At 30.4% G+C, this 13,137-nt stretch carries 13 protein-coding genes and 1 tRNA gene; 8 read left to right on the top strand and 6 right to left on the bottom strand.

Features of this window, described 5'->3' with window-relative positions; all coding sequences use genetic code 11:
- Positions 1-2: 2 nt before the first annotated feature.
- The 3 genes from folK to dapA are packed head-to-tail and all read right to left on the bottom strand — an operon-like array spanning position 3 to position 1,841.
- The gene (gene folK, locus VP91_RS05515; RefSeq protein ID WP_169036454.1) at positions 3-524 is read right to left on the bottom strand and encodes a 2-amino-4-hydroxy-6-hydroxymethyldihydropteridine diphosphokinase; all 522 of its coding nucleotides are present in this window, start codon (positions 522-524) and stop codon (positions 3-5) included.
- Positions 490-960 (bottom strand): SsrA-binding protein SmpB, encoded by a 471-nt coding sequence (smpB, locus tag VP91_RS05510; protein WP_169036453.1) that lies wholly within the window; start codon positions 958-960, stop codon positions 490-492. The genes folK and smpB overlap by 35 nt, the downstream gene beginning before the upstream one ends.
- The gene (dapA, locus tag VP91_RS05505) at positions 960-1,841 is read right to left on the bottom strand and encodes a 4-hydroxy-tetrahydrodipicolinate synthase (protein WP_169036452.1); all 882 of its coding nucleotides are present in this window, start codon (positions 1,839-1,841) and stop codon (positions 960-962) included. Before dapA ends, smpB begins: the two co-directional genes overlap by 1 nt.
- Before the next feature lie 42 nt (positions 1,842-1,883).
- Between dapA and VP91_RS05500 the strand changes: the two genes are divergently transcribed.
- Positions 1,884-4,160: a lytic transglycosylase domain-containing protein gene (locus tag VP91_RS05500; RefSeq protein ID WP_169036451.1), complete on the top strand. Its 2,277-nt coding sequence runs from the start codon at positions 1,884-1,886 to the stop codon at positions 4,158-4,160.
- Here the strand turns inward: VP91_RS05500 and VP91_RS05495 are convergent.
- Positions 4,161-4,252 (bottom strand) — tRNA-Ser (locus tag VP91_RS05495).
- Between the two features lie 68 nt (positions 4,253-4,320).
- Here VP91_RS05495 and VP91_RS05490 point away from each other — a divergent pair.
- Genes VP91_RS05490 through VP91_RS05460 form a run of 7 tightly spaced genes read left to right on the top strand, consistent with a single transcriptional unit; the run spans position 4,321 to position 11,275 of the window.
- Entirely contained in the window at positions 4,321-5,574 is a 1,254-nt protein-coding gene (locus VP91_RS05490; RefSeq protein ID WP_169036450.1) for a sarcosine oxidase subunit beta family protein, read from the top strand.
- Positions 5,574-5,849: a sarcosine oxidase subunit delta gene (locus tag VP91_RS05485; protein WP_169036449.1), complete on the top strand. Its 276-nt coding sequence runs from the start codon at positions 5,574-5,576 to the stop codon at positions 5,847-5,849. Before VP91_RS05490 ends, VP91_RS05485 begins: the two co-directional genes overlap by 1 nt.
- A gap of 4 nt (positions 5,850-5,853) precedes the next feature.
- On the top strand, positions 5,854-8,862 hold the full coding sequence (locus VP91_RS05480; RefSeq protein WP_169036448.1) for a sarcosine oxidase subunit alpha family protein: 3,009 nt from the start codon (positions 5,854-5,856) through the stop codon (positions 8,860-8,862).
- The gene (locus tag VP91_RS05475) at positions 8,855-9,418 is read left to right on the top strand and encodes a sarcosine oxidase subunit gamma (RefSeq protein WP_169036447.1); all 564 of its coding nucleotides are present in this window, start codon (positions 8,855-8,857) and stop codon (positions 9,416-9,418) included. Before VP91_RS05480 ends, VP91_RS05475 begins: the two co-directional genes overlap by 8 nt.
- Positions 9,419-9,454: 36 nt before the next feature.
- Positions 9,455-10,222, top strand: a complete 768-nt coding sequence (locus VP91_RS05470) for a transporter substrate-binding domain-containing protein (protein WP_169036446.1) — start codon at positions 9,455-9,457, stop codon at positions 10,220-10,222.
- Positions 10,223-10,262: 40 nt separating this feature from the next.
- Positions 10,263-11,003 carry an ABC transporter permease subunit gene (locus tag VP91_RS05465; RefSeq protein ID WP_169036445.1) on the top strand — a complete coding sequence of 247 codons (741 nt, stop codon included), beginning with the start codon at positions 10,263-10,265 and terminating at the stop codon, positions 11,001-11,003.
- Entirely contained in the window at positions 11,003-11,275 is a 273-nt protein-coding gene (locus tag VP91_RS05460; protein WP_169036444.1) for a GNAT family N-acetyltransferase, read from the top strand. The genes VP91_RS05465 and VP91_RS05460 overlap by 1 nt, the downstream gene beginning before the upstream one ends.
- A 43-nt stretch (positions 11,276-11,318) precedes the next feature.
- On the opposite strand, the gene VP91_RS05455 is transcribed toward VP91_RS05460, so the two are convergent.
- A complete protein-coding gene (locus tag VP91_RS05455) occupies positions 11,319-11,804 on the bottom strand; it encodes a thermonuclease family protein (RefSeq protein WP_169036443.1) in 486 nt (161 codons plus the stop codon).
- The gene (locus tag VP91_RS05450; protein ID WP_169036442.1) at positions 11,767-13,137 is read right to left on the bottom strand and encodes an MATE family efflux transporter; all 1,371 of its coding nucleotides are present in this window, start codon (positions 13,135-13,137) and stop codon (positions 11,767-11,769) included. Before VP91_RS05450 ends, VP91_RS05455 begins: the two co-directional genes overlap by 38 nt.

Raw genomic sequence — 13,137 nt, 5'->3', positions numbered from 1 at the left:
ATTTATATTTGTTTAATAGATCTTAAATCTTTAACTGGCAAAGAACTGATTAGTTTTACTATATTAATCTTAGTTTCTGGGTGTTTCCATGATTTTTCAATTTCAAATAAAGGTAATAATACAAAAATTCTATTATCCATTCTTGGGTGAGGTAAAATCAAATTTTTTTTTTTTTCATTCAATAATTTTTGATCATAATCTATAATATCAATATCACATATTCTTGGTGCATTTATTTTTGCCTTAACTCTACCCATTTTAAATTCTATTATTTTACAAACTTTGAGAAGTTGAAACGGTTCTAGATATGTTTTAACTTTTATGACGCTATTAATAAATTTAGGTTTAGTATTATCTGGCCAAGATTCAGATAAATATTTAGATGAAGACTTTAAAATCTTAATTTTAAACTTTTCCAATTCTATCTTGGTTATCTCAATATTGTAGACTTTATTTCCTAAATTTGACCCTATTGCTAAATATACTACTTTAGCTCGATTTTCTAATGTGTCTTGCTTTTTCACGATTCCAATCTCTATTTTTCTTTGTAGCTCTTTTATCAAATTGCTTTTTTCCTTTGGCTACAGCTATTTCAATTTTAGCCTTACCTTTCTTAAAATACATTTTTGTTGGAACTAAAGTTAACCCATCTCTCTGTAACTTTCCAATCAGTTTGTTAATTTCTTTTCTGTTTAATAAGAGTTTTCTTTCATCCATAGGATTGTGATTGGAGTAGCTAGCTTGTTTAAAGGCTGCAATATGAGAATTAATTAAAACTATCTCACCATTTTTTTCTACAGCATACGAGTCTGATATGTTAACTTTACCGTCTCTTATCGATTTAATTTCAGATCCTTTAAGAACTATTCCGGCTTCTATCAACTCTTCAAAAAAAAAGTTAAAGCTTGCTTTTCTGTTTAAGCAAATAATTTTTAAACCAGAGTTGGTTTTATTGTTCATTAGAGCAGATTTGCTGAGACTAAAACTTTTTTAATAGTTGCTTTAGTTAAATCTGTAACTTTTACCAGAGGTAGTCTTACGTCATCATTGCAAAGACCTAAAAGTTTTGCGGCATATTTTACAGGACTAGGATTGCTTTCAATAAACATTGAGTTGTGAATAGGCTGTAGTACTTTGTCAAGTTTCTCAGCTTCTAATATTCCTTCTTTAGATTTTGTAATAGAGGATTTCTGAAAATTCGCACAAAGTTTTGGAGCAATATTTGCTGTAACACTAATAGAGCCAACGCCACCCCTTTTATTAAATTCTAATGCATTATCGTCATTACCTGTAAGTTGAATAAAATCATTTCCCATTTTTTTTTTTTGCTGATCAACTCTATTAAGATCGCCTGTTGCATCTTTCACTCCAACAATATTTTTTAATTCAAATAATTTAGCCATTGTATCAACTGACATGTCAATAACAGATCGACCTGGAATATTGTAGATTATTATTGGAATACCACACTTGTCATTAATAGCTTTATAATGCTGGTACAAACCTTCCTGATTAGGTTTATTATAATAAGGAGTAACAATTAAAGCAGCATCAGCTCCTACTTTTTCCGCATGCGTTGTTAAAGAAATGGCTTCTTTTGTCGAATTAGATCCAGTCCCCGCAATTACTATATTTTTTCCTTTGCTTTCTTGAATACATAATTCAATGACTTTTTGATGCTCCTCATGATTTAATGTTGGAGATTCACCTGTTGTTCCAGCTGGCACCAAGCCATTAGTGCCATTTTCTATTTGAAAATTAATAAGCTTAATATAAGCATTTTCATCAAGCTTATCATTCTTAAACGGGGTTATTAAAGCAACATTTGATCCTTTGAACATAAATACTTATAACATAGTTTGTTGATTCATTTAGTAAAATTTATGCTTAGAAATAGATTATTTTATATAAAGTTTTTATTACTTTTATTGTTATTTATAAACAATTCGAATGCCATTGAGCTAACAACAATTCCTTTAAAAAAACCTACTTTAGATAAAATAACAAAGCAAATTAAATTAATACAAGGCATAATAAGGCCTAAACCAAAACCCATTACAAAAGATGAAAAGCAACAAATATCTAAAGAAATTTTAAAACCTAAATTTAAACCATCAAAACAAAATATAGCAGAAGCAGAAACAGAATATAAAAAAAAAACAGATAAAAAGTTGATTGTTTTAATACCCAGGAACAAGCCCATCACTTTCAAAAAAACATCTAAAATAAAAAAAATAAATTCTAAGTTTTACAGTCAAAAAGATTTTAACATTGCAAAAAATTCTATTAAAGCTGTAGAAAAACGTCAATGGACTTCTGCTTTGTCTTTATCAAAAAAATCTAAAGATAAATCTATATACAATTTTATTCAGTGGAGACACTTATTAACTACAGGTAATCAAGCAAGTTTTTATGACTACTTATCATTTATTAATAGTAATGAAAATTACCCTAGAATTAATAGAATTCGATATTTAGCTGAACACAAACTTTCAACAGATAAGATTTCACCTAATAAAATAATAGATTGGTTTAATTCTGAAGAGCCATTAAGCGGCTATGGTAAATTAATATTAGGAGAAAGCTTTATACAAACTGGAAAAATTGAAAAAGGAACTTCTTTAATTAAGGATGGATGGGTGACAGCAGATCTAAATAGAACAGAAATGAAATTTTTTAGAAAAAAATATAAAAAATATTTAAATGCAGAAGATTATATTGAGCGTGCGGACTATTTGGCTTGGGAAGGTAAATCTTGGGATTTAAAAAGAATGCTAAGATATCTACCTAAAGACTATGAGTTACTTTATACAGCTAGACAAATTTTAATGAGTAAATCTTACGGTGTAGATAATGCTATTAAAAATGTTCCAGTAAAACTTAAAAATGATGCTGGTTTGAATTATGATCGACTTAAATGGAGAAGAAAAAGAGGAAGAGTTGATGATTCTTTGAAGATTATATTTAAAGTTCCAAATAATAAAAAATATTTAGTTAGACCCGATAAATGGTGGAAAGAAAGAGCAATTATGACAAGAGCTCTTATTTATAAAAAAAAATATGAATTAGCATACAAAGTTGCAAGTAAACACAGTCTTGATAAAAGTCCAGAATTTGCTGAAGCTGAATGGATGAGTGGATGGATTGCTTTAAGTTTCTTAGATGATCCCATTTTAGCAATAGATCATTTTAATAATTTTTATCAAAATGTTGGTTATCCTATCAGCCTTTCTAGAGGCGCTTATTGGCTTGGAAGATCCTATGAAAAAATTGGTGATTTAAAACAATCTAAACAATGGTATGAGGAAGCAACTAAATATTTAACGACTTATTATGGTCAATTGGCTCACTTAAAAATTAAACCTGATGAAAAATTTGAACTTAAAGAACAACAAAAAATTACAGATGAATATAGAAAATATTTTTATAAAAAAGATTTAGTTAAAATAGTCCACTTGCTAGATGAATTAGATAAAACAAAATATACAAAAAATATTTTAAAACATTTAGCAAATGACAATATTCAAAATGGAAGTGAAATATTAGCTGCAGAACTATCAACTAATATATCAAGATATGATTTCGCAATTCAAATAGCAAAGAAGGCTTCTTATGAAAAAAGGTTTCACAATGATTTTAACTATCCAATAATAGGTACACCCAAGTTCGTTAATGGAAGAAAGATACCAGAAACTGCTTTTATCCTTTCTCTTATTAGACAAGAAAGTGAATTTGATATGAGAGCAAACAGTCACGTTGGTGCACAAGGTTTAATGCAACTAATGCCTTACACAGCTAAGTTAGTTGCAAAACAAGCGAAGTTACCTTACTCAAAATCAAGACTAACATCTGATCCTGAATACAATATAAATCTAGGCTCACATTATATTGCTGGTTTAATTTTGCAATATGATGGTGCCTATCCGTTTGCGACCGCTGCTTACAATGCAGGTCCAAAGAGAGTTAAATATTGGAAAAAAATTAATAAAGACCCACAAAACAAACAAGTTGATTATGTTGACTGGGTAGAATTGATTAAATTTAAAGAGACACGAAACTATGTCCAGCGTGTTATGGAAAATTATAATGTCTATAGATATATTTTAGAAAAAAAACCAATTAAAATGAAAGATTTTTTTAAAGATCAGCCCTTATTTTGATGGCGGAAGAGGAGGGATTCGAACCCTCGGTACAAGTTTCCCCGCACGGTCATTTAGCAAACGACTGGTTTCAGCCTCTCACCCACTCTTCCACTGCGACACTGATATAACTGATTGTATTGAATATTCAATATTTATAAAGTAATTCTTGGATATTATTATGAAAAATAAATACTCAATATTTTCATTGATTAAAAATGCATTTTCACATCATGAAAATTGGCAAAAAGCCTGGAAAGATCCCACTATAAAAAAAGAATACGATGCGGTTATTATTGGTGGTGGCGGTCATGGCTTAGCAACTGCATATTATTTAGCTAAAAAACATAATATGAAAAATATTGCAGTTGTTGAAAAAGGTTGGATCGGTGGTGGTAATACTGGGAGAAATACTACAATTATAAGATCTAATTATTTATGGGATGCAAGTGCTGGTCTATATGATCATGCTTTAAAACTATGGGAAGGTTTATCTCAAGAAATAAATTACAATGTAATGTTTAGCCAAAGAGGTGTAATGAATCTTGCTCACAATTTACAAGATATCAGGGATTTAAAGAGAAGAACACATGCTAACAGACTAAATGGTATCGATGCTGTGTATTTAACCACTGAAGAAGTTAAAAAGTTTTGCCCTATTATCAATACATCTCCTAATATTCGTTATCCAGTATTAGGTGGGACTTTACAAAGAAGAGCTGGTACTGCTAGACATGATGCTGTTGCATGGGGATATGCTCGTGGTGCTGATGAAATGGGTGTTGATATAATTCAAAATTGTGAAGTTAATGGAATTAAAAGAATTGGTGATGAGGTTGAGGGTATAGAAACAACTAAAGGATTTATAAAAACTAAAAAAATTGGTGTAGTTGCTGCTGGTCATTCAAGTGTAATTGCTAATATGGCTGGGCTCAGATTACCTTTAGAAAGTAAACCTCTTCAAGCACTAGTCTCAGAACCAGTAAAACCAATTATTGATACTGTTGTAATGTCAAATGCAGTTCATGCTTATGTTAGTCAATCTGATAAAGGTGAACTTGTAATTGGAGCTGGTACAGATGATTATGTTTCATACTCTCAAAAAGGAAGTCACGATATTGTTGAAGGAACTTTAAATGCAATTTTAGAACTTTACCCAATTTTTAGTAGAATGCGAATGCTCAGACAATGGGGTGGTATTGTAGATATTTGTCCAGATGCAAGTCCTATTATCAGTAAAACATCTGTAAAGGGTTTATATTTTAATTGTGGTTGGGGAACAGGTGGGTTTAAAGCAACACCTGGATCTGGTGATTTATTTGCTCATACAATTGCAAATGATGAACCTCACAAATTAAATTCTGCTTTCAACCTAAACAGATTTAGTAGTGGTGACCTTGTTGATGAACATGGTGCTGCAGCGGTAGCTCATTAATGTTTTTAATTACTTGTCCCTATTGTGGTGAACGTGAACAAAGTGAATTTAAAGCTGGTGGAGAGGCCCATATTGAGAGACCTAAACAACCTACAGAATTAAGTGACGATGAATGGGCAGAATATTTATTTATGAGAAAAAATATCAAAGGTGTTCAATTTGAAAGATGGAACCATACTCATGGTTGTAGAAAATGGTTTAATCTAGTTCGTGATACTTCTAACGATGAAATTAAATCGGTTTATAAAATGGGTGAAAAACCTCCAAGTATTTAACTTTATGTTAAAAAATTTAAGAGTAAAAACTAGTAAGTTTATTGATGAAACCTCAAGAGTTTCATTCAAATTTAATGGTAAAATATATTACGGTTTTAAAGGTGATACACTAGCTTCAGCTCTACTCTCTAACAATGTTCATTTAATTGGAAGAAGTTTTAAATACCATAGACCAAGAGGCATAATGACAGCTGGCTCTGAAGAACCTTGCGCAATCGTTCAAATAAATGGTAAAACATCATTAACAGAGCCAAATATAAGAGCTACTGAAATTGAAATCTACGAAGGTTTAGACGCTACAAGCCAGAATTGTTGGCCAAATGTAAATTTTGATATTGGTGGAATAAACAACTTTATCTCTCCACTTTTACCGGCTGGATTTTATTATAAAACATTTATGTGGCCAGCAAGTTTTTGGGAGAAGTATGAGTACTTAATAAGACACTCAGCTGGACTTGGAAAATCACCAACAAAACCTGATCCAGATATTTATGAACATAAATATGTTCATTGTGATGTCCTTGTTATAGGTGCTGGTATTACAGGAATAATGGCTGCAAAAACTGCAGCTAAGAATGATTTAAAAACTTTACTGGTTGATGAAAAAAGTGAAATTGGTGGATCTACAATCTATCAGAATTCAGAACATATTACAATAAATGATCAATACTCTTCAACCTGGTTAGAAAATGAAATTAATGATTTAAAAAAGTTTAAAAATTTAGAAGTTAAAACAAGAACAAGTGTTGCCGCATACCATGGTTATAATTATTTACTAGCAAGAGAAAATCTTACCGATCATCTTCCACAAGATGAAAAAAAAAATAAAGTAAGACAAAGACTATTAAAGATTAGAGCCAAAAAAGTAATTGTTGCAACTGGGTCTTTAGAGAGACCGCTTGTTTTTAATAATAACGATAGACCTGGTATTATGCTTTCATCAGCTGTTAAAAAATATGCAGATTATTACGGTGTGGCAACAGGACAAAAAAATATATTCTTTACGAATAATGATACAGCATATGAAAGTGCTATTTCATTAAATAAGAAAGGCATAAAAGTTGAGGCAATTATTGATACTAGAGAAAAATCAAATTCAGAATTTACTGCAGAGGCTGAAAGTTTGGGTATTAAGGTTTATAGATCTAGAACTATTGTTGATACAGGAGGTTATAAAAGAATAAACAAGATTACTGTTATGGAGCTATCTAAAAACGGACAATCTTTTGCTAACTCAGAAAAGATTACATTAGATTGTGATTGTCTAGCTATAGCTGGAGGATGGACACCAGCTGTTCATTTATTTACTCAGTCAGGTGGAAAATTAAAGTTTAGAGATGAAGATCAAGTTTTCATCCCTAACAAATATCCATCAGACCAAGTTAGTATTGGTTCGTGTAATGGAGATTTTGAATTAGATGATATAATAAAAGAAACTTCAAAAACTTTAAAAGAGTTTTTAAATATTAAAGAAACTAATTATGATGATTTAAAAATCAAATGTCCCAAAAATAAAGAAATTAGAAATATTTGGTTGCTACCTTCTGACAAAGTTATTGGAAAAACAAAGCCATTTGTTGATTATCAAAATGATGCAACAGCAAAAGATATCAAACTTGCTCTTAGAGAAGGTTTTAAATCAATTGAACATGTTAAACGTTATACTACAACTGGTATGGGTACAGACCAAGGTAAGCTTGGTAATATGCATGCATTAGGCATTATTGCAGAAACTGCAGGTGTTAAAATGGGAGAACTTGGAACCACAACATTTAGACCTCCTTATACACCATTAACGTTTGGAACTATTGTTGGAAGAAATGTTGGTGAGTATTTTGATACTTTTAGAAGAACACCCATGAATGATTGGCACATTGAGAAAAAAGCAGAATTTGAAAATGTGGGTCAATGGAAAAGGGCTTGGTATTACCCAGTAAATAACGAAACTATGCATGAAGCAGTTCAAAGAGAAAGTAAAGCTGCAAGAGAAAGTGCTGGAATATTAGATGCTTCAACACTAGGTAAGATTGACATACAGGGAACAGATGCTTCTGAATTTTTAAATAGAGTTTATACAAATGCTTGGTCAAAACTGGCTATAGGTAAGTGTAGATATGGATTAATGCTCAATGAAGATGGTATGGTTTATGATGATGGAGTAACCACTCGTCTTGATGAAAATCATTATATTATGACAACAACAACTGGTGGAGCTGCTAATGTGTTAGGCAAACTTGAGGATTATCTTCAAACAGAATGGCCAGAATTAGATGTTTACCTATCATCAGTTACTGATCACTATGCTACTGCTAGTGTTTGTGGTCCAAATAGTAAAAAAATATTAAATAAAATAATCCCAGATTTAGATTTATCTGATGAAAACTTTCCCCATATGTCATTTATGAATGCAAAAATTGGTAATATTAAATGTAGAGTTATGAGAATTAGTTTTACAGGAGAGCATACGTATGAAATTAACATACAAGCAAACTTCGGAAAGTCTCTTTGGGAAAAATGCATGGAAGCTGGTAAGGAATTTAACATTACACCTTATGGAACAGAGACAATGCACTTATTAAGAGCTGAAAAAGGATTTATTATTGTTGGTCAAGATACAGATGGAACTATGACTCCTATTGATCTTCAGATGGATTGGATTGTGAGTAAAAAGAAGTATGATTTCATTGGCAAACGTTCTCTTTATAGATCAGATACAATGCGTGAAGACCGTAAACAGTTAGTTGGATTAGTAACAGATAATCCAAGTGAAGTTTTAGAAGAAGGAGCTCAGATAGTTGCTGATGCTTATTTAAAACCTGTTGAAATGCTAGGTCATGTAACATCAAGTTACTATAGTCCAAATTTAAATAAATCTATTGCACTTGCAGTGGTTAAGAATGGAAAAAGTATGATGGGTCAAAAATTATTTATTCCAATGGAAAATAAAAATATTAATGTAACTATTGTTGATCCTGTATTTTTTGATAAAGAAAATGTGAGGTTAAATGCTTAATTATAATACATCTATAAAAGAAAATAGGTCTTATGTGGATCTAGAGATGAGGGAAATTAAACCTGTTATGAAATTAATCATAAGAGGCAAAACAAAAGATTTTATTACTGCTATTGGAAAAAATTTAAATATGATCTTACCAGCTGAAGCAAACACATCAACATCAGGTCAAGCTTTAACAGCCTTATGGCTAAGTCCAGATGAATGGATGTTAGTATCAAATAAAACATTAAGTGAGGACACTAATACTTACGAAGTTGAAGATAATCTAATTAAGAATATCTCAAAAGTTAACTTAGGTGCAGTAACTAATGTCAGCGATCAATTTGTAATGATTAATATAAAAGGCAATAAAGTTTTTGATTTATTTGCAAAAGGGTCACCTTTTAACTTTAATCAATTTAAAGATAAAAAAGGGTCAGTTGTTCAAACAATATTAAACCAAATTGATGTAATTATTCATCTTATAGAGATAAATGAGGTAAATTTACTTGTAAGAAGATCATTTTCTGAGCATTTATACTCATGGATAAATGATAGTGCGTCAAGGTTATAACCTTATATTTGCTAAAATTGTTGTTATATGAGGTATATGAAAAAAAAACTAATTGTTGTGCTATTAGCACTTTTACCTTTCTCTCTTAACGCAGAAACTAAACTTGATCAGATTTTATCTTCTGGTGAATTAAAAGTTGGAACTACAGGTGACTGGGATCCAATGACAATGAAAGATCCTGCAACAAATAAGTATAAGGGATTTGATATTGATGTGATGAATGAATTAGCAAAAGATATGGGTGTAAAAATTACTTTTGTTCCTACTGAGTGGAAAACTATCGTTTCAGGAATTACTGCAGGAAGATATGATATTTCTACAAGTGTCACTAAAACTCCAAAAAGAGCAGAAGTTGCTGGTTTCACAAACTCGTATTATAAATATGGAACTGTTCCATTGGTTCTTAAAAAGAATTTAAAAAAATTTTCAACATGGAATTCTTTGAACAACCAAGATGTTACTATTGCAACAACCCTTGGTACATCTCAAGAGGAGAAAGCTAAAGAATTTTTTCCCAAGTCTAAATTGCAATCTGTTGAATCACCAGCAAGAGACTTTCAGGAAGTTCTGGCTGGCAGAGCAGATGGAAATATTACAAGCTCAACAGAAGCTAATAAGCTAGTCATCAAATACCCTCAATTAGCAATTGTTCCTGATGGAGAAAAAAATCCTGCTTTTTTAGCAATGATGGTTGGTAAAAATGATAAAGTTTGGAATGATTATGTTAATGAGTGGATTAAAGGCAAGAAATCCTCTGGTTTCTTTAAAAAACTACTCACTAAGTATAATTTAAAAAGTTTATAAAAAATTAGATATTAATTTTTAATTCATTATAACTTTAAGAGTGAAAAATTTATTTTTTTTACTTTTAATTTTACCTCTTGCTTCATGTAGTGGTCAAGAATTAGGTTGGTTTATTCTATCACCTAATAATGTCGAAGGATTAACAAATTTAAAGTTTTTATTAAGTGGGTTAACAACAACAATTTACATTTCAGTTGTAAGTATAGTTTTATCAGCGATTATAGGTTTTATTATTGCAATTCCATCTTTGGCAAAAAGTAAATTTTTAACCTACATAAATATTGGATATGTAGAAATTGTAAGGGCAATACCACTCCTTGTTTTAATTTTATGGATTTATTATGGTTTGCCTATAATGACTGGAATAAGTTTTAGTCCGTTTGTTTCAGGTATTATTGCACTAGCAATAAGTGAAAGTGCTTTCCAGGCAGAAATTTTTAGAGCTGGTATTAATTCAATTAAAAAATCACAATGGGAAGCTGGCTCATCATTAGGTTTAACTTTTTTTAAAAGACTAAGATTGGTAATCTTTCCACAGGCAATAAAAAATATTTTACCTGCATTAGGTAATCAATTTGTATATGTTTTAAAAATGTCTTCATTAGTATCAATTATTGGCATTGGTGATTTAACAAGAAAAGCAAACGAATTAGTTGTGTCAACATATAGACCTTTGGAAATTTATACATTCTTAATTTTAGAATATTTAGTTTTGATATTAATCGTTTCATTTTTTGTAAGAAAGTTAGAAAAAAATCTTGAAAAAGATGGAAATAATTAATGAGTTCATCAGATAATACTAATTATGATATTAATCTAAGTGATGGAGTTATTACTTTTAAAAATATCAATACTACACTTGGGTTTGTTAGATATAATGAAGCAGCTGAAGTTGAATATATTTTTGTTAATCCAATGTTTAGACGCCAAGGGCTTGCTAAAAAACTACTAAGTATTGTTGAAAAGAAAACAAAAATTAAACCTACTCCTCAAAATCCAATCAGTCCTTTGGGTGAAAAGCTATTTAAAATTAATAAACAAGTGATTAATTAGAATTCTGGGGCACCGGGTAACAGAACTACCGTGCGTGCTAGCTTTAATTTTTCTTAGATTTTCTATAATCCCAAGGATAATCAAACTCCATAGACCACATACCTAGTTTATTGGTTCTTGCATAATCTTCATCTACAACAAACTTTTTTGAATACCTTCTGTAGGCAAATGCATAGCCACTTCTAACAAGGTAACTTGATAGACTTTCATTATTAACAAAACATTCTGCTAGTGTTCTTTTGTATTGATCTTTTCCTTCACTAATACATTCAACAGTATTGTTTCCAATTTTATCAATAAGGATTTCTTTTGCTGTAACTCCACAAGGATCTTTTACACTATCTTTAAAGCAAGTTTGTTTCAGTTCAGGTGTATCTATTCCAGTAAATCTAATTTTTTCTCCATTAAGATGAATTGTGTCCCCATCAACAATTTTAATTGTTTGAGATTTAACCTGGTTATTAGTTAAAATAAATATTAGTACCGAAACACTAATAAGAAAAATGGCTTTTCTTTTGTTTAAAAACATTATTTAAAAAGTATCCAATAAAGATGATTACTGCAATACCCATAAACCAATTGGTTACCATGATGGTGTAAAAAATATCTGCATAATCTCCACCTCTAATATTAATTACATACCATAATGATAAGAAAGGAAATGCAGTTAATCTAATGATACTTAAATAAAGACTATACAATGGTTTTTTTACAGCTTGAAATACAGCAGTAGTTATAAAGAATACAGGGTATATAGGACCAATTAATGCAGCAACTTTCAAATAAATTGCACCATGTTTTATCGCAACAACATTATCAGTAAATTGTGAAACAAAAAATTCTGCACCAAAGAATAAAATCACACCGGCTAAAGCCATGAATGATGATCCAAAAAATAATGCTTTGGTATAAAGCTCTCTTATGCGGTTATAATTTTTAGCACCGAAGTTTTGTCCACCAATAGAAAGTACTGCTGTGTTTAAACCAATCACAGGTAATAGAAAGACTTGCTCTACTCTTAAGGCTGCTCCGTAACCAGCTGTAGCAAGATCACCAAATTGACCAATGAAGTATAAAATATTAAAAATTCCAACTCCAATAAATAACATACTAAACATAATAGGTGTTGATTGTTTTGTTAATGTCTTTAGCATTTCAATTTTAGGAATAAAGCATTCTAATTTTAAGTATTTTCTTATTTCACAAGAATTTACTTTATAGGCTAAGTAAAACATTCCTATTGATTGAGAAATTACAGTTGCTATAGCAAGTCCTGCTATTCCAAATGCAGGAACAATACCGTAGCCCCATATAAATAGTGGATTTAAAAAGATATTAAGAAAGAAACTAAATATTAAGACATTTCTATAACTTTTCGTATCACCTTGTGCATTTAAAGTACCATTTAAAGAAATTTGGATCATAACTATAAAGGTTCCATAAAAAATAATATCCAAATATTCTCTTGTTAAAGCTATACCTTGAACATCAGAACCCATAACACCTAGAAGAAAATTAGATGCATTTAAACCAAACATTGTCACTAATATAGAAATTCCTAATGCAAAAATGATTGATTGAGCAATAAATAAAGATGCAACTCTTACTTTTTTTTCACCAATTGAATTACCAATTAATGAATTGGTAGCAGCGCCTATACCAACACCAACAGCTATAATTGTAAAATAAATGGGAAAAGATTTAGCAATTGCCCCTATAGCTTCAGCTGAAATTTTTCCTGCAAACCAAGTATCAACCAAGTTATAAAAAGTTTGAAACAATGATCCAACACTAGCAGGAATTGTTACTTTTCTAAGAAGACGCCAAATAGGATCTTTTTGTAAATTTATTTTTTTAGACAA

The sequence above is a fragment of the Candidatus Pelagibacter communis genome, assembly GCF_012932795.1.
GTDB lineage: Bacteria > Pseudomonadota > Alphaproteobacteria > Pelagibacterales > Pelagibacteraceae > Pelagibacter > Pelagibacter ubique_S.
The sequence above is the reverse complement of the archived record's forward strand: the minus strand, read 5'-3'. Positions and strand labels throughout refer to the sequence as shown.

Bases quoted from the DNA above. Each gene is read 5' to 3' on its own strand.
- VP91_RS05500 (WP_169036451.1), top strand. From the start codon at position 1,884: ATGCTTAGAAATAGATTATTTTATATAAAGTTTTTATTACTTTTATTG.
- VP91_RS05470 (WP_169036446.1), top strand. From the start codon at position 9,455: ATGAAAAAAAAACTAATTGTTGTGCTATTAGCACTTTTACCTTTCTCT.
- VP91_RS05485 (WP_169036449.1), top strand. From the start codon at position 5,574: ATGTTTTTAATTACTTGTCCCTATTGTGGTGAACGTGAACAAAGTGAA.
- VP91_RS05455 (WP_169036443.1), bottom strand. From the start codon at position 11,804: ATGTTTTTAAACAAAAGAAAAGCCATTTTTCTTATTAGTGTTTCGGTA.
- VP91_RS05480 (WP_169036448.1), top strand. From the start codon at position 5,854: ATGTTAAAAAATTTAAGAGTAAAAACTAGTAAGTTTATTGATGAAACC.
- VP91_RS05475 (WP_169036447.1), top strand. From the start codon at position 8,855: ATGCTTAATTATAATACATCTATAAAAGAAAATAGGTCTTATGTGGAT.
- dapA (WP_169036452.1), bottom strand. From the start codon at position 1,841: ATGTTCAAAGGATCAAATGTTGCTTTAATAACCCCGTTTAAGAATGAT.
- VP91_RS05460 (WP_169036444.1), top strand. From the start codon at position 11,003: ATGAGTTCATCAGATAATACTAATTATGATATTAATCTAAGTGATGGA.
- VP91_RS05490 (WP_169036450.1), top strand. From the start codon at position 4,321: ATGAAAAATAAATACTCAATATTTTCATTGATTAAAAATGCATTTTCA.
- smpB (WP_169036453.1), bottom strand. From the start codon at position 960: ATGAACAATAAAACCAACTCTGGTTTAAAAATTATTTGCTTAAACAGA.